Annotated in this window: 15 protein-coding genes; 7 read left to right on the forward strand and 8 right to left on the reverse strand. The window is 65.5% G+C overall.

The window, feature by feature from the left end:
- The first annotated feature begins 7 nt into the window (after positions 1-7).
- Entirely contained in the window at positions 8-658 is a 651-nt protein-coding gene (locus U4Y88_RS17495) for a histidine phosphatase family protein (protein WP_321785346.1), read from the forward strand.
- Between the two features lie 262 nt (positions 659-920).
- On the opposite strand, the gene U4Y88_RS17500 is transcribed toward U4Y88_RS17495, so the two are convergent.
- Complete coding sequence (locus tag U4Y88_RS17500) at positions 921-2,063, reverse strand: porin (RefSeq protein WP_224011375.1); 1,143 nt, start codon at positions 2,061-2,063, stop codon at positions 921-923.
- A 620-nt stretch (positions 2,064-2,683) separates the two neighbouring features.
- Here U4Y88_RS17500 and sfnG point away from each other — a divergent pair.
- Both sfnG and U4Y88_RS17510 read left to right on the forward strand, forming a co-directional pair.
- A complete protein-coding gene (sfnG, locus tag U4Y88_RS17505) occupies positions 2,684-3,787 on the forward strand; it encodes a dimethylsulfone monooxygenase SfnG (RefSeq protein WP_310632034.1) in 1,104 nt (367 codons plus the stop codon).
- A 710-nt stretch (positions 3,788-4,497) separates the two neighbouring features.
- Entirely contained in the window at positions 4,498-6,414 is a 1,917-nt protein-coding gene (locus tag U4Y88_RS17510; RefSeq protein WP_224011373.1) for a hypothetical protein, read from the forward strand.
- 31 nt (positions 6,415-6,445) lie between these two features.
- On the opposite strand, the gene U4Y88_RS17515 is transcribed toward U4Y88_RS17510, so the two are convergent.
- Both U4Y88_RS17515 and U4Y88_RS17520 read right to left on the reverse strand, forming a co-directional pair.
- A complete protein-coding gene (locus U4Y88_RS17515; RefSeq protein ID WP_321785348.1) occupies positions 6,446-6,865 on the reverse strand; it encodes a cupin domain-containing protein in 420 nt (139 codons plus the stop codon).
- 8 nt (positions 6,866-6,873) lie between these two features.
- A complete protein-coding gene (locus U4Y88_RS17520) occupies positions 6,874-7,311 on the reverse strand; it encodes a carboxymuconolactone decarboxylase family protein (RefSeq protein ID WP_224011372.1) in 438 nt (145 codons plus the stop codon).
- Positions 7,312-7,724: 413 nt separating this feature from the next.
- On the opposite strand from U4Y88_RS17520, the gene U4Y88_RS17525 reads away from it, so the two are divergent.
- Complete coding sequence (locus tag U4Y88_RS17525) at positions 7,725-9,245, forward strand: SulP family inorganic anion transporter (protein WP_321785350.1); 1,521 nt, start codon at positions 7,725-7,727, stop codon at positions 9,243-9,245.
- 78 nt (positions 9,246-9,323) lie between these two features.
- Here U4Y88_RS17525 and U4Y88_RS17530 read toward each other — a convergent pair whose 3' ends face one another.
- Both U4Y88_RS17530 and U4Y88_RS17535 read right to left on the reverse strand, forming a co-directional pair.
- On the reverse strand, positions 9,324-11,069 hold the full coding sequence (locus U4Y88_RS17530; protein WP_321785351.1) for a tetratricopeptide repeat-containing glycosyltransferase family protein: 1,746 nt from the start codon (positions 11,067-11,069) through the stop codon (positions 9,324-9,326).
- 164 nt (positions 11,070-11,233) lie between these two features.
- A complete protein-coding gene (locus U4Y88_RS17535) occupies positions 11,234-11,833 on the reverse strand; it encodes a short chain dehydrogenase (protein WP_224011369.1) in 600 nt (199 codons plus the stop codon).
- Positions 11,834-11,937: 104 nt separating this feature from the next.
- Between U4Y88_RS17535 and U4Y88_RS17540 the strand changes: the two genes are divergently transcribed.
- The 3 genes from U4Y88_RS17540 (at position 11,938) to U4Y88_RS17550 (ending at position 13,805) form a co-directional block, all read left to right on the forward strand.
- On the forward strand, positions 11,938-12,825 hold the full coding sequence (locus U4Y88_RS17540; RefSeq protein WP_321785353.1) for a LysR family transcriptional regulator: 888 nt from the start codon (positions 11,938-11,940) through the stop codon (positions 12,823-12,825).
- A 103-nt stretch (positions 12,826-12,928) separates the two neighbouring features.
- Positions 12,929-13,435 (forward strand): MerR family transcriptional regulator, encoded by a 507-nt coding sequence (locus U4Y88_RS17545; protein WP_321785355.1) that lies wholly within the window; start codon positions 12,929-12,931, stop codon positions 13,433-13,435.
- Positions 13,419-13,805, forward strand: coding sequence for a carboxymuconolactone decarboxylase family protein (locus U4Y88_RS17550; RefSeq protein WP_321785357.1), 387 nt, complete (start codon positions 13,419-13,421; stop codon positions 13,803-13,805). Before U4Y88_RS17545 ends, U4Y88_RS17550 begins: the two co-directional genes overlap by 17 nt.
- A 40-nt stretch (positions 13,806-13,845) precedes the next feature.
- On the opposite strand, the gene U4Y88_RS17555 is transcribed toward U4Y88_RS17550, so the two are convergent.
- From U4Y88_RS17555 to U4Y88_RS17565, 3 genes are all read right to left on the reverse strand, one after another.
- Complete coding sequence (locus tag U4Y88_RS17555; protein WP_321785359.1) at positions 13,846-15,459, reverse strand: OprD family outer membrane porin; 1,614 nt, start codon at positions 15,457-15,459, stop codon at positions 13,846-13,848.
- Between the two features lie 95 nt (positions 15,460-15,554).
- Positions 15,555-16,607: an oligopeptide/dipeptide ABC transporter ATP-binding protein gene (locus U4Y88_RS17560; protein WP_321785361.1), complete on the reverse strand. Its 1,053-nt coding sequence runs from the start codon at positions 16,605-16,607 to the stop codon at positions 15,555-15,557.
- Positions 16,604-17,587: an ABC transporter ATP-binding protein gene (locus tag U4Y88_RS17565; RefSeq protein ID WP_321785363.1), complete on the reverse strand. Its 984-nt coding sequence runs from the start codon at positions 17,585-17,587 to the stop codon at positions 16,604-16,606. Before U4Y88_RS17565 ends, U4Y88_RS17560 begins: the two co-directional genes overlap by 4 nt.

The following is a 17,587-nucleotide window of genomic DNA, read 5'->3' on the forward strand; positions in this document are numbered from 1 at the left end:
GCATAGAATGACCACGCCCTTCATTCTGGAGCCTCCCTCGATGCCCCCCGATGCGAAACACCCCGCCAAGCCCCGCGAAGTCTGGCTGATCCGCCATGGCGAAACCGAGTGGAGCCGCACCGGCCAGCACACGGGCCGCACCGATATCGCGCTGACTGAACATGGCCGCGAGCAGGCGCGCGCGCTGACGAAGCCGCTCGCCGAAGTGCAGTTCGACGCCGTGCTCGCGAGCCCGATGTCGCGCGCGATCGAGACCTGCAAGCTCGCGGGGCTCGGTGAGCGCATGATCGTGTCCGCCGATCTGCTCGAATGGGACTATGGCGTGTACGAGGGCCGCACGACGCCCGATATCCGCCAGACCGAGCCTGACTGGAGCGTGTGGCGCTCGACGATCGCCCACGGCGAAAGCCTCGCGCAGATCGAAACGCGCGCACGTGGCGTGGTCGAGAGTTTGCTGGCGATGGTCGAGCATGGCGGGCGCATCGCCGTGTTTTCGCACGCGCATTTTCTGCGCACGCTGGCGGGCTGCTGGGTCGGCGACTCGGCGGCGCTGGGCGCGCATTTTTACCTCGATACGGCGTCGATCAGCGTGCTGGGCTTCGACCGCGAAAGCCGCGCCGTGCGCCGCTGGAATGCGATTCCCGAAGGATGCCGTTAAGCGTCGAGGCGAAAAAAAAGCCGCCCGGGAAACGGGCGGCATGAAATCGGAGTGAGCAAGCATGAATGCGAGGGGAATCAGCAAATTCCCAAGGCTTTCAGGTATTGCGTGAATCGTCGGCCGTAAAAAAGGCGCTCCCGTGAATGCGGAGGCGCCTTTTTTTATTGCCTTGCGATCAGGCCGGATGAAGCGGAATGAATCGGAATGAATCGGGATCAATCGGGATCAATCGGGATTAAGCGGCCTGATACCGCAATCGCGTTTAGAAGCGGTGGCGCATGCCCACCGTTGCAGCGACCTGGTTTTGCGTCGACGAATTCGTCAGCAGACCGGCGATGCTGGCCGTATTGCCGATCACGTCCGTGCCGTTGTCGTAGACATTGCCCGAAGCGTGTTGATACGCGCCGGCCACATACACGTCGGTGCGCTTGCTCAGCGAATAGTCGAGCGCGAGCGTGACCGAGTGCCACTTCGGATCGCTCGAACTCGTGTCCGCGCCCGTCGTCTTGCCGTAGGTGAAGGTGTAGTTGCCCACGACCGCGAGCGCCGGCGTGAGGCTATACGTGCCGTTGACTTCGATATTGTCGAAGCGCGCGTTCAGGCCAGTGACGCCGAACGACGCACCTTGAATGCGCGTATGCGTGTAGAGCACGCCTGCCGTGCCCGGACCGAACGCGTAGGTCGCACCCACGCCGTAGGTGCGCTTCACGTCGCCGCCGAGCAGCGTCGTGGCTGCGGCGCTGGAGTTGGTGGTGCCGTTGATGTCGGTGTTCGTCTGGTCATACGCGGCGGCCACCGTGAACGGGCCTGCCGAGTAGCCGGCGCCGACGCTCCATGCGCGGCCGTTCGTGAACTGGCCCGGATCGTTGCTGAAGCCGTACAGACCGCCGAAGTGGAAGCCGGCGTAATTGGCGCTTTCATACTTGATCGAATTGTTGATCGAGTATTGCGCGCCGATATTGTCGTTGTTATACGGGTGAGCGGCGAGATTGACCACGCCTGCCTGGCCGGCCAGCGACAGCGGCGAGAGATAATCGACGACCGAGTCGTATTGCTTGCCGAGCGTGACCGTGCCGTATTGGGCGCTTTGAATACCGACGTAAGCCTGACGATTAAACATCGAGCCATTGCTGAAACCGCCGTTCGACAGGCTGAATCCCGATTCCAACTTGAAGATTGCCTTCAGGCCGCCGCCCAGGTCTTCAGCGCCTTTCAAACCGAAATAGGTATTCGACAGCAGGCTGCTCGATTGAAGCCAGTCGCTATGGCCGCCCGCGTTATTGACATATGCAATGCCCGCGTCGAGCGAGCCATACAGCGTGACGCTGCTTTGTGCGTGAGCCGCAATGCCGAATGCGCCAAGCGCCGCTGCCACGAGCAAGTTCTTATTGAATTTCACGTTCATTCTGCACGTTCCTGTTTCTAAGGCAATCACTCATAGACAAGTTGAATATGAGCGGTATAAAGCTGCCGGGTTGGGACGGACGAAATATATCCCCGCAACCGGACAAAGCCCGTTGCACTCAGCCAACAAATCGGGCGAATACCGACATGTTTTGAGATAACGCAAATAATCAATTTGTGCGCTGAAATACCGCTGTTGTGAGATGGCGGCTTGATTTCGCGATGAGATGCCCTTTATTGGTGCGGAATTGCGGGGCGATTGTTGCGTGATTTGAAACCAATTGATCGATTAATTGGGAGATGCTGGATATCGCGGGAAAAGCATGGTCAATGCGCTTTGATTGCGGGTTCTTCGTGCGTGTTGATAGCGCGACTTACGACGCCATAGCACAGCTTTTAACAATGTTGAATGAAGGCGAATAGGCGGTGGAAGCGGCACGCCACGCGTTTTCCGTCATGCCGGACAGATCGCCGTCGTGACGTCACTCGTACCCTTGCGGTGTCGTCGGCACAAAGCAGCCACGCGACTTTTCATAGCACGAGAAATTCGTTCAATCGCGCGCGCAAATCCCCAAAGATGGCGGAACCCGCTCACGCCATTTATCTTTGAGGAAGCCAATCATGAGCCAGCGCACTGCGTCCGACGACGCCATCAAATTCGCCTACTGGGTGCCGAATGTGAGCGGCGGACTCGTCGTGAGCAAGATCGAGCAACGCACCGACTGGAGTCTCGAATACAACCAGAAACTCGCGCAAACCGCTGAACAGGCGGGTTTCGATTACGCGCTCAGCCAGATTCGCTTCACGGCCGGCTATGGCGCGCAGTATCAGCACGAATCGGTATCGTTTAGCCAGGCGCTGCTGCACGCGACCACGAAGCTCAAGGTGATCGCGGCGATTCTGCCCGGCCCGTGGCATCCGGCCGTGGTGGCGAAGCAGATCGCGACCATCGACCATATTTCGAATGGACGCATCGCCATCAATGTCGTGAGCGGCTGGTTCAAGGACGAATTCACGTCGATTGGCGAGCCGTGGCTCGAACACGACGAGCGTTACCGGCGTTCGAATGAATTCATTCAGGCGGTGAAGGGCATCTGGACGCAGGACAACTTCACGTTCAAGGGCGACTTCTATCGCTTCAACAACTACACGCTGAGCCCGAAGCCCGTGCAGAAGCCGCATCCCGAAGTGTTTCAGGGCGGCAGTTCGCGGGCCGCGCGCGATAACGCGGCAAGTGTGTCCGACTGGTACTTCACGAACGGCAACACGGTGGAGAATCTCAAGGCGCAGATCGACGATATCCGCGCGAAGGCGGCGAAGAACAATCACAGCGTGAAGATCGGCGTGAACGCGTTCGTGATTGCGCGCGATACGGAAGAGGAAGCGCGCGCCGTGCTCGACGATATCGTGCGTCACGCGCACGTGGAGGCCGTGGAGGCGTTCGGCAGCGCGGTGAAGGAGGCGGGCAAGGCGTCGCCCGAAGGCGAGGGCAACTGGGCGAAATCGACTTTCGAGGATCTCGTGCAGTACAACGACGGCTTCCGCACCAACCTGATCGGCACGCCGCGCCAGATTGCCGAGCGCATCGTCGCGCTCAAGGCGATTGGCGTCGATCTCGTGCTCGCGGGCTTCCTGCACTTCATCGAGGAGGTGGAGTATTTCGGCGCGAAGGTGCTGCCGCTCGTGCGTGAACTCGAACGGGAGCGCGAATCGCAGCCCGCATGATCGCAAGCGGGATTTTAATGGCATTTTCGTCAGACGATTTATTCATCTGACGAAAATCGAATAAATAATATCGACGAAAAATGAACCCGGCCCGTAATTAAAATAACAAGCCAGATAAAAACAGGGCCGGTATCTATCAAACATAATTTCCCCGCCCCTCTCAAGTTCCCCTCAAGTCCGCCGTTATTGGCTTCAAGTAGTCCGCATCCACAGCTATCGCGCTGCATCGCGGCATGCGCCTGAGAAAAAATTCCCCGATATGTACGCGATCTCGACGGTAATGAATTTAATTATCGGCAATTCAGTCTCGCATTGCCTTTTGTAACACTTTCTTACGTCGAATTGGTATATATCAGGAGAAATGCCAAGTAAGATCTGCCGCCGCGAATGATCTGATTTTAAGCAGTGATTTTGCCCGCTTCGGCTCACCGAAGGCGCACGTCTCCCGACCCTCTTGGGAACCCGCGCAAGGCCGCAAGTCCCGACGACGCAATCGCCGCAACGGCGCGCTCACGGTGCGCCCGCGCCCAGGCGAAAAGGACAGTTACGCCGGTTCGACCGGGCGCGCTCGACGCGCCCTCGTAGTGACGGACGACGCGCGCATTCGACCGATGCGCGGCGTCCGCCGTCCTCTCATACCCGACCTTCGGCCTGCAGCCGGGCGCGCGAGCGCCGCTGCCGGTTGGGCGTCGCTTTGCCTTTTTCAAACGATGAAGCACATGCTTATTTTGCTCTCCTCATCGCTGCTGCTGGCAGCCTGCGGGGGAGGGGGATCCGGTTCGGATGCCGCGAGCGGCACGCAAAACGCGGGCTCGAACACGTCCAATGCGGCAAGCGGCGGCGGCACCAGCGCCGCGGCCGTGACGAAGGGCACGATGACTTGCGGCGCACCGTCGACGTCGAGCGCGACAGCGAGCGGCACGCTCGTTTCCGCCGATACGCCGAGCGCGCAAAGCGGCCGCATCTTCGCTTCGGGCGCGACGTTCCCGGTGGCGATCGTGACCAACGCGGCGTCGCCCGACACGCTGAACTGGTCGATCGCCGATCAGCTCGGCAACGTGGCGGCCAGCGGCAGCACGCCCGTCACGGCGGGCGCGGTGACCACCACGGTGAACTGCTCGTCGACGCTCGCGGGTTACTTCGCGATCTCGGCGTCGCTCGCCAACGCGGGCGGCCAGATTCCTTCGGCGGGCACGCGTCCGGCCGGCAATGCGACCTTCGGCGTGCTGCCGAATCTGGGCAGCGTGATTCCGGCGGTGACGTATGCGCGCCAGGACCTGCATCGCTTCGGCATGCAGGGCGAGGACGGCAACGGCGCGGTCTTGTCGGCGCTCGGCATCTCGTGGCAGCTCGATCATCGCGAGCTGTACAACATGGAGCCGACCGCGCGCAACACCTTCAATCCGAACGCCAATAATCTCGATCCGTTCTTCACCTCGGGCAACGTGATGCGGCTGATCCGTCTCGACGGCATTCCGGCCTGGGCCAGTCCGACGAACGCCTTCGAGGACGAAACGCTGCCGCCCACCGATCTCGCGTACTACCAGGATTACATGAGCCGCGTCGGCACCGAGTCGAATCTGATTCGGACTACGTATTTCCCGAACCAGTCGGCGAACTACTATCAGCTCACGTGGGAGCCGGACGCGCAATGGGCGGGCACGAACGCGCAGTTCGTGCAGCTTTATCAGACCGTCTATCAAGGCTTGCATTCGACCGATCCGCACGCGGTGCTGATGGGCCCGGCCGACACCGCGCCCTCGGGCACCGCCGACCAGTTGCGCACGCTCGCCTCGCTCGGCTTCGCGCAGTATCTCGACGGCGTGACCACGCACGGCTATTACGACATCAACGGCACCTCGCCGTCGTATCCGCCCGAGCGTCAGGCAACCGATCCGTCGACGGCGTCGAGTTCGCTGATCGGCCAGATGCGCGCGCTGCGCAGCGAAATGGCCGCCGACTACAAGCCCGGCATGAAGCTGTTCCAGACCGAAGTCGGTATCAGCTACGACAACGGCTCGTCGTATGGCGCGAACTATCCGACGGCCAATGTGCTGTACGCGCAGGGCGCGGTGGCCGCGCGCGCGCATCTGATCGTGCTCGGCGAGGGCGCGGACCAGACGTGGGTGTTCTACGGCGCGGACTTCCCGGGCCTCGTGGGCTACGGCACGTTCTTCGATCTCGCCGATGCGCAGGGCCAGTACGGCGCGACCAACATCAGCCCGAAACCGGCGGCGATGGCCGTGGCGGCGATGACGCGCATTCTCGACGGCACCAACACGCTCGGCCCCGTCAACGGCGTGCCGTCCGGCGTCTATGCCTACGCGTTCCAGCAGTTGAACAACGGCGCGGTGGTCACGGCGCTCTGGACCCACAACAACGACGTGTGGAACGCCAGCGCGGGCTATAGCTCGACGTACAGCACGGCGTACAGCCTCGCGGTGGACGCGCCCGGCACGAGCGGCACGGTCACGGTGCTCGACATGATGGGCAATCCGTCGACGGTGGCCTACAGCAACGGCACCGTCACGCTGAACCTCACGGAGTCGCCGGTCTACGTGGTGTCGAACAACGCGACGGTCGCCAAGGCCAATTCGACGCTGCCGACGGGCTACGTGCCGAACTGAGGCGCGAACGCCGGCATGATGCCGACCGCGCTCAGTGCGGAATCGGCTGCTTGATCGGATCGTGTTCGCCCGCAACGGCGAACACGAGGATCTGCGCCGGTTCCGTCGCGCTGGCGTTGCGCGCGAGGATGTGATGCGAGCCGGGCGGCTCGTACCACGCCTCGCCGGGCCCATAGGTGCGCGCGGGCGAGCCTTCGACCTGCGATTCGATATGGCCCTGCGTGACGTAGGCGAACACCGAACCCTTGTGCATGTGCGGCGCCGATGCCTGCCCCGGCGCGAACGTGACGGTGGCGATCAGCACGTTCTTGCCGGGTGCTTCGGGAATCGCCTGCTTCATGACGGGCGCGATGGTTTCGCTCGCGGCGTCGTGGGCCTGAGCCGCGCTCATCGGCGCGAGCAGGGCCAGCGATGCAATCGTTGCAAGCGCGGATCGGAAGATCGTCTTCATGGCGGACCTCACGCGGGCAGCTTGCGGAACGCAATCGCGAGACGGTTCCAGCTATTGATCGCGTTGATCAGCAAGGTCAGGTCGACGATTTCGGCGTCGCTGAAATGCGGCTTGACGGCTTCCCAGACCGCGTCGGGCACGTGCTCGTGCGAAACCAGCGTGAGCGCCTCGGTCCATTCGAGCGCGGCGCGTTCGCGTTCGGTGAAGAAGGGCGTCTCGCGCCAGACCACGACGGTCGCCAGGCGGCGTTCGGTTTCGCCGCCCTTGCGCGCGTCGCTCACGTGCATGTCGACGCAGTAGGCGCAGCCGTTGATCTGCGAGGCGCGCAGGCGCACGAGTTCGGCGAGCGGCTTTTCGATGCCGCTCTTTTCAATGCGTTCTTCGAGCCCGAGCAGCGCCTTGATGGCGTTCGGGTTGGCGCGGTAAAAGTCGAGACGCTGTTGCATGATCGTTCCTTCGAAGTGGGCCGCGCCGGGAAGGGTGGCGCGATGGAAGTCATCGTAGGCGTCGAGGCGGCTATGCGAAATAGCCAGTTTTCGGCTATCTGAAGTAACCACTTTGGCGATCCCAAGGTGGCCGCGAGGCGGCGCTCGTCGCCAGGGCCGCCTGCGCGCGAGCGCCGATTCTGATAGCATGCGCCCTTTCGTCCGGCGGCAGCACCGCGCCTGCCGGTCCACGGCTGTTTCACTGCGCGCCGCGCCGTTCCCGACTTCGCGCATCAGCGTGTCGATGCACCGTTCAAGTGCATCCTGATTGGCTTGCCACGCGCCTCATCGTGCGCTTGTCTGTCGCCTGTCGGCCGATTTTCAGCCTGTTTTTCAGCCTCTTTCCCGCTTTTTTCCGCTCTATCGTCCGCTCCATGGAATCCGCCCGTTCCGCTCCGAGCCGTGCTTCGGCGCCGTTTTCGTTCTCCGCGCTGCGCAGCGAATTGCTCGCCGGCATCACGTCCTCGTTCGCGCTGGTGCCCGAGTGCATCGCGTTCGCGCTGGTCGCGCACCTGAATCCGCTGATGGGGCTCTATGGCGCCTTCTTCATCTGCACGATCACGGCGCTGTTCGGCGGCCGCCCCGGCATGATCAGCGGCGCGGCGGGCTCGATGGCCGTGGTGATCGTCGCGCTGGTGGTGCAGCACGGCCCGCAGTATCTGTTCGCGACGGTCGTGCTCGGCGGCCTGCTGATGATGCTGTTCGGCGCGCTCAAGCTCGGCAAGCTGATCCGCATGGTGCCGCATCCGGTCATGCTCGGTTTCGTGAACGGCCTCGCGATCATCATCGCGCGCGCGCAGTTCGAGCACTTCAAGACGCCCGGCGCGCACGGCATGGAATGGATGCACGGCCAGGCGCTCTGGCTGATGTGCGGCCTCGTGGCGCTGACGATGGCGATCGTGTTCGTCATGCCGCGCCTGACGAAGGCCGTGCCGCCCGCGCTGGTGGCGATTGTTGGCGTGGGCGCGGCGGCGGCGCTGCTGCATCTGCCCGCGCGCACGCTCGGCGACATGGCGCACATCGCGGGCGGCCTGCCCGCGTTCGCGATTCCCGGCGTGCCGCTGAACCTGGAGACGCTGCGCATCGTGCTGCCCTATGCGGTGCTGATGTCGCTCGTCGGCCTGCTGGAGACGCTGCTCACGCTCAATCTCACCGACGACGTGACCGCCTCGCGCGGCCAGCCCAACCGCGAATGCGTGGCGCTGGGCGCGGCCAATGTGGTGGCCGGGATGTTCGGCGCGATGGGCGGCTGCGCGATGATCGGCCAGACCGTGATCAACCTCGGCTCGGGCGGACGCCGCCGCCTCTCCGGCGTGACGAGCGGCGTGATGATCCTGCTGTTTATCCTGTTTCTGTCGCCGCTGATCGAGCGCATTCCGCTCGCCGCGCTGGTGGGCGTGATGTTCATCGTGGCGGGGCAGACCTTCGCGTGGGGTTCGCTGCGCGTGCTGCACAAGGTGCCGCGCAACGACGCCGTGGTGATCGTCGCGGTGACCGTGATCACTGTCTGCACCGATCTGGCGACGGCCGTGATGTGCGGGATCGTGATCGCCTCGCTGAACTTCGCGTGGCAGCACGCGCGCGAATTCCGCTGCGAAATGCGCGACGAGCCGTCGGGCGAGCGCGTCTACACGCTGCGCGGCACGCTGTTCTTCGCCTCGGCGGCGCAGTTTCAGACGCTGTTCGATCCGGCGCGCGATCCGGCGCAGGTGCGCCTCGACTGCGCGCATCTGCATGTGGCCGATCACTCGGCGATCGCCGCGCTCGAAGCGGTGCAGGCGCGCTACGAGCGCGCGGGCAAGCATTTGAGCTTTGCGCATCTCTCGCCGCGATGCAGCGGCCTGCTCGCGCGCGCCGACGCCGACGTGCGGCTGGCGGCGGAACGCGCGTCTTGATGCGCGTATGAAGCGGGTTTGAAATGCGCCAGCGCGGCCATCGCGCCGCGCCTCGCGCGTTCACCGCGTTCGTTGTACTTATTCCTTCCGTAACGCTTCGAGCGCGCGCGCGACGCGCTCGATCACCTCGCCCCATTCGCCAGGCGCGCGCTGCTGAAACAGCCGCGCGCGCGGATACCACGGCGAGTCGTCGCGCTCGCGCAGCCAGCGCCAGCAGGCGTCGTAGCGCGACAGAATCCACACCGGCTTGCCGAGCGCGCCCGCGAGGTGCGCCATCGACGTATCGACGGTGATCACGAGGTCGAGCGCCTCGACGATGGCGGCCGTATCGGCGAAATCGTGCACCTCGTCCATCGGATCGAGCGGACGCAGTTCAGGCGGCAGATCGAGGATCTGCGGCTGCGTCGTTTCCCCCTTTTGCAGACTCACGAAGCGCACGCCGGGCACGCGCAGGATCGGCAGCCAGTCGCACGCGCGCGTGGAGCGGCGCTGGTCGATCGCGTTGGAGCGCAGATCCTGCGGACGCGGCGCGCCCGCCCACACGAGTCCGACCTTGAAGCCCGCTTTCGGGCCAGCATGATGGCACTCAGCATCCAGCCGCGCGCGCCACGTGTGCGCGAGCGCCGCATCCGCGCGCAGATAGGGCATGGGCGCGGGAATCGTCTCGACCGTGGTGCCGAAGCGCAGCGGCAAGCTCATCATGAAACACCAGTAATCGTGACGCGCAATCGTGCCTTGTCCGTCGAGCGGGTAGACCGCGTCCACGTTCTCCAGGCTTTCGAACAGCCGCCCGAGCGCGGGTCCGCACGCGACGCTCACGCGCGCCGCGCCGCGCGCCTTCAGCAGCGTGGCATAGCGGCAGAATTGCAGGTCGTCGCCATAGCCTTGCTCGGGCCAGACGATGATCGATTTGCCGTCCAGCGGCTCGCCGCTCCAGTGCGGCCAGGGCAAGGGCGGCAGTTTCACGGCGCTCGGTCCGACGGCTTCGTCGTGACGCGCCTCGTAGAGCGGCCAGGCGTCGGCGTACTGGCCGTTGCGCAGCAGCAGCATCGCGAGATTGCCCTTGGCGACCGTGTAATCGGGCCGCAGCGCGAGCGCCTGACGATAGGCGTCGATGGCTTCGTCGGTGCGCGCCTGCTGATTGAGCGCGTTGCCGAGATTGTTGTGCGCCTCGGGCACGTTCGGCTCGACCGCGAGCGCGTGGCGGAACGCGGCTTCGGCATCGGGCTGGCGGTTCAAATCGAGCAGCAGCAGGCCGAGATTGTTGAGCGCGTAGTGATTGTCGGCGTCGTGCGCGAGGATGCGGCGATATTCGGCGTGCGCTTCGTCCAGACGCTGCGTGCCCCAGAGCAGCAGCGCGAGATTGCTTCGGGATCCTGTGTGATTGGGGGCGATTTCGAGCGCGCGGCGCAGCGCGGCTTCGGCTTCGGCCATGCGGCCCAGGTCGCGCAGGACGAGCCCCAGATTGCCGAGCGCCGAAGGCCAGTCGGGCTCGATCGCGAGCGCCGCGCGCCACGCGTGCTCTGCCTGCGCAAGCTGCTTGCGCGCGTAGAAACGGTTGCCGAGAGGGAGCAGCGCGTTGGCCAGTTCGGGCGAGGTGCCGTCGATCGCCGCGCGCGCGTCGTTTGCGGTTTCCGCGTACTCCACCGCGTGCAGGCAGCGTGCCGCCAGATGCAGCGCGGCGAGGTTGGCCGGATCGTGCTGGAGCAGCGCGTCGAGCGCCGCGAGCGCTTCGGCATGGCGTCCGGCTGCGTGGAGCGCGCGGGGATCGAGGGGCGCGGCGGTGTCGGGCGTGTCGGAAGTGTCGGGCGAGGGCGTATTCATGGCGGGGCGGGGACTGGACGTTTGACCTGTCCCCAGCTTAGGCATGCGCCATCTCACTATCCATCGGCGAAATCCGAATTTTCCGACAGCGCATCAGGATACGGCGGGGCGCGCCGCGCGCCCGCCGCCGCGCGGGCCGCATCCGCTCAGTCCGCTCAGCCCGCTCACCAGACGCGAAACACGCGCCCCGTCTGCACGCCTTCCACGCTGCGCTGGTACGCCAGCGCAGCGCGCCGCGCGGGCACGCTCTCGAAGCCCGGGAAGAAGCCCGCGAAGCGCTCCAACGACTCGGTCAGCACGGTCGGGCTCACCACGTTGATGCGCCGGTTGCCGCGCAACTCCGTGGCCGCCGCGCGCACGAAGCCTTCGATAGCGCTGTTCACGGCGGTCGCGTTGACGCCCTGCGCGATGGGTTCCTCGGCGACGATGCCGCTCGTCAGCGTGATCGAGCCGCCGTCGTTCAGATAGTGCTGGCCGATCAGCGCGAGCCGCACCTGGCCGAGCAGCTTGTCCTGCAAGCCGACGTTGAATTGCGCCGCACTCATCTCCGCGAGCGGGCCGAAATGCAGATGGCCGGCCGCCGAGACGATCGCGTCGACCGGCCCGGTCTCGCGGAACAGCGCGGCCACGCTGGCGTCGTCGGTGAGATCGGCGCGGTATTCGCCGCTCGTGCGGCCCACGGCCAGGATCGTGTGCGTCTCGCCGAGTGTTTGCGCGATTGCGCGGCCCACGTCGCCGCCTGCACCCACCAGAAGGATTTTCATGTGCGACTCTCCATCGAAAAGGGGAATGCACGTACTATCCGCCTGACACCCAAAAGAATAAATGGACGATAATTTCGTTCACTTGAAACCAGGAGTTAGCAATCGTGGACCGGCTACGCAGCCTCGAAGTGTTCGTGAGCGCCGTGGACCGCGGCAGCTTCAGCGCGGCGGCGCGCGCGCTCGACCTGAGCCCGGTGATGGTGGGCAAGCACGTGCGGCAACTGGAGACGCATCTGGGCGCGCAACTGCTCCAGCGCAACACGCGCGCGCAGAGCCTCACCGACGCGGGCCGCCGCTTCTACGAGGAAAGCCGCAAGGTGCTGGAGCAGCTGGCGCTGGCCGAGGCGTCGGTGGAAAGCCTGCGCGCCGCGCCGCGCGGCACGCTGCGCATCAGCGCGGCGACCACGCTGGGCGCCTGCGTGGTCGCGCCGCTGGCGGCCGCGTATCAGAACGCGCATCCGCAGGTGCGCATCGACCTCGATCTGAGCAACGGCGTGGTCGATCTCGTCGACGAGGGCTTCGACGTGGCCGTGCGCATCGGCGCGCTCGACCCCGATCTCAATCTGGTCGCGCGGCCGCTCGGCCAGTACCGCATGACGATTTGCGCCGCGCCCGCCTATCTGGCGCGGCACGGCACGCCGCGCACGCTCGCCGATCTCGCCGCGCATCGCTGCCTGAGTCACGCGGTCTGGGACCGCCGCAACGGCTGGCGGCTGGTCGGCGAAAGCCGCTGGCCCGAGCAGACGAACTTCGTCTGCAACGACGGCCACGGCCTGCGCGAAGCGGCGCTGCACGGCGCGGGGCTGCTGCTGCAACCATCCATCCTCGTCGCCGACGATCTGGCGTCGGGCCGCCTCGTCAGCGTGCTCGACGCGTTCGCGCCCGAAGGACGCCCGGTCTACGCGCTGTATCGTCAGGACCGGCAGCCATTGCCGAAGATCCGCAGCTTCGTCGATTTCCTCGCGGAGCACGCGGCGGCGCGGCTCGCCTGATCGATGCGGGGAATCGGACAGTCAGTGGATTCGCAAGAAAATCGCGCTTGACTTCGAGTGCGCTCGAAGTCTCACCATCGTGCCTGTCGTTGAGGGGAAGCACATGAAGATTGGCGATGTGGCCAGCCAGACGGGCCTTTCGGTCCATACGATCCGCTATTACGAGCGCATCGGCCTGATTCCGTTCGCGTTGCGCGACGGCTCGGGGCAGCGCGCGTACGACCGCTCGATTCTCGACTGGCTCGCTTTTCTCGGCCGCCTGAAGAAAACCGGCATGCCGATTCAGGGGATGCTGCGCTACGCGCAGTTGCGTGCCGAGGGCGCCGCGACCGAAGCCGAGCGCTGCGCCTTGCTCGTCGAGCATCGCGACGCCGTGCGCGCCCATATCGCCGAATTGCAGACGTGCCTCCTCGCGCTCGACGCCAAGATCGAAGGCTATTCGACCGCTCCTATTTCTTCGCAGAGGCACGCACATGCAGACCGTCACGAATCCGATGAACGCCACGAAGCCGACGCTTCAACCCCACGCGCAAGCGGCGCACGTCGAGCCGCTGGACAGCGCGCCGGAAAGCCGCCTGTCACGCGGCCTCCGCATGCTGACGGCGATTGACGGCCACGCGGGCGAGCAGGTAGTGGCCTCGCTCGCCGATATCGCGCCGGATTTCGCCACCTATCTGCTGGAGTTTCCGTTCGGCGACATCTACGCGCGGCCCGGTCTCGATCTGCGCGCGCGGGAGATCGCGACCATCGCGGCGCTGACCGCGCTCGGCCACGCGCAGCCGCAGCTCAAGGTGCATATCGCGGCGGGCCTGAACGTGGGCCTGAGCGAAGAAGAGATCGTCGAGACCATCATGCAGATGGCCGTGTACGCGGGCTTTCCCGCCGCGCTGAACGGCCTGTTCGCCGCGCGCGAGGTGTTCGCGGCGCGGCAAGCGCAGCATGCGCGCGACGAGGGCGTTGAAACCGCGCACGCCGCCTGATTCACCAGCGAGAACCCGGCGGCGTGCGCGGCCGCGCCGTTTAGAACAGCTTCAGCGGCATGCCCACCACGAGCCGGTACTCCATGTTGCTCGCGTCGGAGTAGTACTTCGAGCCGTGATGCCACATCGCGACGAACGAGATCTTCGTGTCCTTGAAGCGGCCGCTTTGCAGCGTGTACGACGGGATGAAGCCGAACTCGTGATGCGAGCCGTGCACGGGCTGACCGTTCTTCCAGTAGAGGCCGGAATCCGGGTTGGCCGCCGCGCCCGCCGACGCGTCCGCGCCCCAGCCCAGCGCGTACCAGAGCAGGGCCTTCGCGCCGGGCAGACCGGCGTACTTGCCGTCGAAGCCATAGCGCACCTGGAACGACTTCTCGTGCGGCGCGTTGTAATCGACATCCATCGAGTTCACGAGATAGATGCCGTTGGTCTCGTTCACGTAATCGAAGAACTGGTCGCCGAGAATCTGCTGAAAGCCGAACAGCAGCGAATGCGCGCCGTGTTGCGCGGCCAGCGACACGCTATAGGCGTTGTTGTTGATATGGCCTTCCTTGCCGCCGCCCACGCTGTGCGTCGAATAGATGTTGGCGAAGCCGGTCCATTTGAGCGTCGACGGATCGCCGAAACTCTGCTGCACCGAGCCGTAGTACTGGCGCCAGACATCGTCGGCCTGATTGGCGAACAGCGCGACGCTGCCGTTCGGGCTGTAATCCCACGTGCCGCCCACGTAGCTGAAGCGCTTGAACGACACGCCGCCATAGGAAGTCGTGAGGTCGGTGAGATTGGTGTGGCCGCGCGCGTTCACTTTCGTGAAGCTGCCCGCCTGCAACACGGCATTCGCCACGTCGCGGCTCACAAGCGACACGCCCATGAACGTGGGCGGCAGCGCGCGATTGTCGTGCGGCTCGAAGAACGGGTTGTCGTCCACCATGTGCAGGCCGTATTTGACGACCGTGTCCGAGACGCGCGCCTTCACGTCGTAGACGCCCGGATAGCCCCACGCGAGCTGATTCGAGCCGCCGCCGTCCTTGCCCACGTGCACCATGTTGCCGGCGCCCGCGCCACCGTCGAGCTTGAGCGCGCCGTACAGCGACGCATCCACGCCGAAGCCGATCGGCCCTTGCGTGAAGCCCGAGGTGTAGTCGAGCATCGCGCCCTGCACCCACGCGTGGCGATGCGGGCCGCCTTCCATGTCGAGCACGTCGGCGTAGTTGCGCAGGTTGAGCGTCAGATGACTGTCGCCGATGAAGCCCTGGCTGGCGGCCTGATCCGATTGCGCGCGTCGCGGATTGTCGGCGCGCACGGCTTCGTTGGTGCTCTGGTCGGGCGTGGGCGCGGCGAGCTGATCGGCCGCGTTGGGCGCGAGCAGCGGCTCCACCGACGCCTGCGTGCTTTTCGGCGCGGCTTGCTGCGCGGATTGGCGCGACGCTTTGCGTTTCGATTTGCGCTTCGCCTTGGGCGTGGATTTCGCGGCGGGTTTTGCGGCGGGTTTTGCGGCAGGCGCGACCGATGTCGCGGCTTGCGGGGCCGTGCCGTTCGCAGGCGCCGTTTCGGCCGCGTGCGCGCCGAGCGATACCGCAAGCGACGCGGCCAATGTGGCCCATGCGGCCGTGGCGGCGAGCGTTGTTCTCCTGATGTGCTGGTCTCGTTTCATGTCATTCCCTGTTTGTGCTGTCTTGGTTTTTGAAATTACTCAGGATTGCCAATCTGTCTGATTGGACGACCGCCTGCGTGAAGCAGGCGGACGCGTCAGGCAGCGGGAGGATCGCCGTCCATGCGCGGATGCCAGCAGGCGGTAATCGATTCGGTTGGGCCGTGCGCGCGCAGCGCAGGCGTCTGGGTCGCGCACACCGCGAGCGCGCGCATGCAGCGCGTGCGGAACGCACAACCTGAAGGCGGATAGAGCGGCGAGGGAATTTCTCCGCTCAACAACGGCACGTTGCGTGCGCGGGCGAGCGCCGGATCGGGCAGCGGCACCGCGTCGAGCAGCGCCTGCGTGTACGGATGACGCGCCGCGCCGTAAAGCGCGTCGCGCTCGCCCAGCTCCATCACGCGGCCCAGATACATCACCATCACGCGATGGCTGATCGTTTTCACCACCGCGAGGTCGTGCGCCACGAACAGCAGCGAGAGCGCGAGTTCGCGTTGCAGGTCGCGCAGCAGATTGACGATCTGCGCCTGGATCGACACATCGAGCGCGGAAACCGGCTCGTCGCAGATCACGAGTCCGGGCTCGCCGATCAGCGCGCGCGCGATGCCCACGCGCTGACACTGGCCGCCCGAGAATTCATGCGCGCGCCGCGCCGCGTGATGCGCGTTCAGGCCCACGCGTTCGAGCATCGTGAGCACACGCCGCTCGATTTCCTTGCGGCCGAGTTGCGGCGCGTGCGTGACGAGCGGCTCGGCGACGATCTGCGCGATCGACATGCGCGGATCGAGCGAGGCGAGCGGGTCCTGAAAGATCATCTGCGCGTCGCGGCGTAGCGTGCCGAGCTGGCGGCGCGTACCGAGCACGGTCTCTTCGCCGCGCCACTTCACGCTGCCCGCCGCGACCGGCGCGAGGCCGATCACGGCGCGCGCGAGCGTCGATTTTCCGCAGCCCGATTCGCCGACGAGACCGAGCGTTTCGCCGCGCCGCACGTCGAACGAAATGCCGTCGACGGCGCGCAGCGTCGCCTGTTGCCACGGCCAGGGGCCGCGCTTCACGCGAAAATGCACGGCGAGATCGCGCACGCTCAGCAGCGTTTCGGCGGACGCGTGATCGGGTGTCATCGCGGACGAGTGGAGGGAGGCGACGTTCATGCGCACGCTCCTTGCGCGACGGGCGCGGGCAGATGGCAGGCGCGTTCGCGCGTGCCGGACGCGCGCAGCAGCGGCGTTTCCTGGCGGCAGCGTTCGAACGCCTGCGCACAGCGCGGCGCGAATGCGCATCCCGCGCCGCCGCCGCCGGGCAGCGGCGGATTGCCGGGAATCGTGCGCAGCGGCGCACCGCCGGGCGCGTCGAGACGCGGCAGCGCGCCGAGCAGCCCCGTCGTGTACGGATGCATGGGACTGCTGAATAACGCCGCAGCGGACGCCTTCTCGACCGCGCGTCCGGCGTACATCACCATGACGTCGTCGCAGAGTTCGGCGACCACGCCCATGTCGTGCGTGATCAGCAGAATGGCCGTGCCGCGCTCGCGGTTCATCTCGCGCAGCAGCGCCATGATCTGCGCCTGCACGGTCACGTCGAGCGCCGTGGTGGGTTCGTCGGCGATCAGCACGTCGGGCTCCATCATGAGCGCCGTGGCGATCAGCACGCGCTGACGCATGCCGCCCGAAAACTCGTGCGGATACAGGCCGATGCGGCGCGCGGCGTCGGGAATCCGCACGCGTTCGAGCGCGTCGATCGCGCGCATGCGCGCCGCGCGGCGCGTGAGCTTGCGGTGCAGCTGCAGCGCCTCGGTCATCTGCCGCTCGATCGTGAGGAACGGATTGAGCGAGGTCATCGGGTCCTGGAAGATCATCGCGATGCGGTCGCCGCGAAGACGGTTGAGCGCGCCGGGCTTCATCGCGAGCAGATCGTCGCCGCGAAAACGCGCGTGGCCATACGCGCGCCCGTTCGTGGCGAGCAGGCCGAGCATCGCCATGACGGTCTGGCTCTTGCCCGAGCCCGACTCGCCGACGATGCCGAGCGTGCCGCCCGCTTCGAGCACGAACGAGACGTCGTGCACGACCGTGAGCGGCGGGCCGTCGCGGCGCAGGAAGCGCACGCCGAGTTGATCGACTTCGAGCAGCGCCAT

The sequence above is a fragment of the Paraburkholderia sp. J94 genome (assembly GCF_905220285.1).
GTDB lineage: Bacteria > Pseudomonadota > Gammaproteobacteria > Burkholderiales > Burkholderiaceae > Paraburkholderia > Paraburkholderia tropica_A.

Coding starts and splice junctions, on each gene's coding strand:
- U4Y88_RS17560 (WP_321785361.1), bottom strand. CDS start 16,607: ATGAACGTCGCCTCCCTCCACTCGTCCGCGATGACACCCGATCACGCG.
- U4Y88_RS17515 (WP_321785348.1), bottom strand. CDS start 6,865: ATGAAGACGATCTTCCGATCCGCGCTTGCAACGATTGCATCGCTGGCC.
- U4Y88_RS17545 (WP_321785355.1), top strand. CDS start 12,929: ATGAAGATTGGCGATGTGGCCAGCCAGACGGGCCTTTCGGTCCATACG.
- U4Y88_RS17555 (WP_321785359.1), bottom strand. CDS start 15,459: ATGAAACGAGACCAGCACATCAGGAGAACAACGCTCGCCGCCACGGCC.
- U4Y88_RS17500 (WP_224011375.1), bottom strand. CDS start 2,063: ATGAACGTGAAATTCAATAAGAACTTGCTCGTGGCAGCGGCGCTTGGC.
- U4Y88_RS17510 (WP_224011373.1), top strand. CDS start 4,498: ATGAAGCACATGCTTATTTTGCTCTCCTCATCGCTGCTGCTGGCAGCC.
- U4Y88_RS17520 (WP_224011372.1), bottom strand. CDS start 7,311: ATGCAACAGCGTCTCGACTTTTACCGCGCCAACCCGAACGCCATCAAG.
- U4Y88_RS17530 (WP_321785351.1), bottom strand. CDS start 11,069: ATGAATACGCCCTCGCCCGACACTTCCGACACGCCCGACACCGCCGCG.
- U4Y88_RS17550 (WP_321785357.1), top strand. CDS start 13,419: ATGCTGACGGCGATTGACGGCCACGCGGGCGAGCAGGTAGTGGCCTCG.
- sfnG (WP_310632034.1), top strand. CDS start 2,684: ATGAGCCAGCGCACTGCGTCCGACGACGCCATCAAATTCGCCTACTGG.
- U4Y88_RS17495 (WP_321785346.1), top strand. CDS start 8: ATGACCACGCCCTTCATTCTGGAGCCTCCCTCGATGCCCCCCGATGCG.
- U4Y88_RS17565 (WP_321785363.1), bottom strand. CDS start 17,587: ATGGCGCTGCTCGAAGTCGATCAACTCGGCGTGCGCTTCCTGCGCCGC.
- U4Y88_RS17525 (WP_321785350.1), top strand. CDS start 7,725: ATGGAATCCGCCCGTTCCGCTCCGAGCCGTGCTTCGGCGCCGTTTTCG.
- U4Y88_RS17535 (WP_224011369.1), bottom strand. CDS start 11,833: ATGAAAATCCTTCTGGTGGGTGCAGGCGGCGACGTGGGCCGCGCAATC.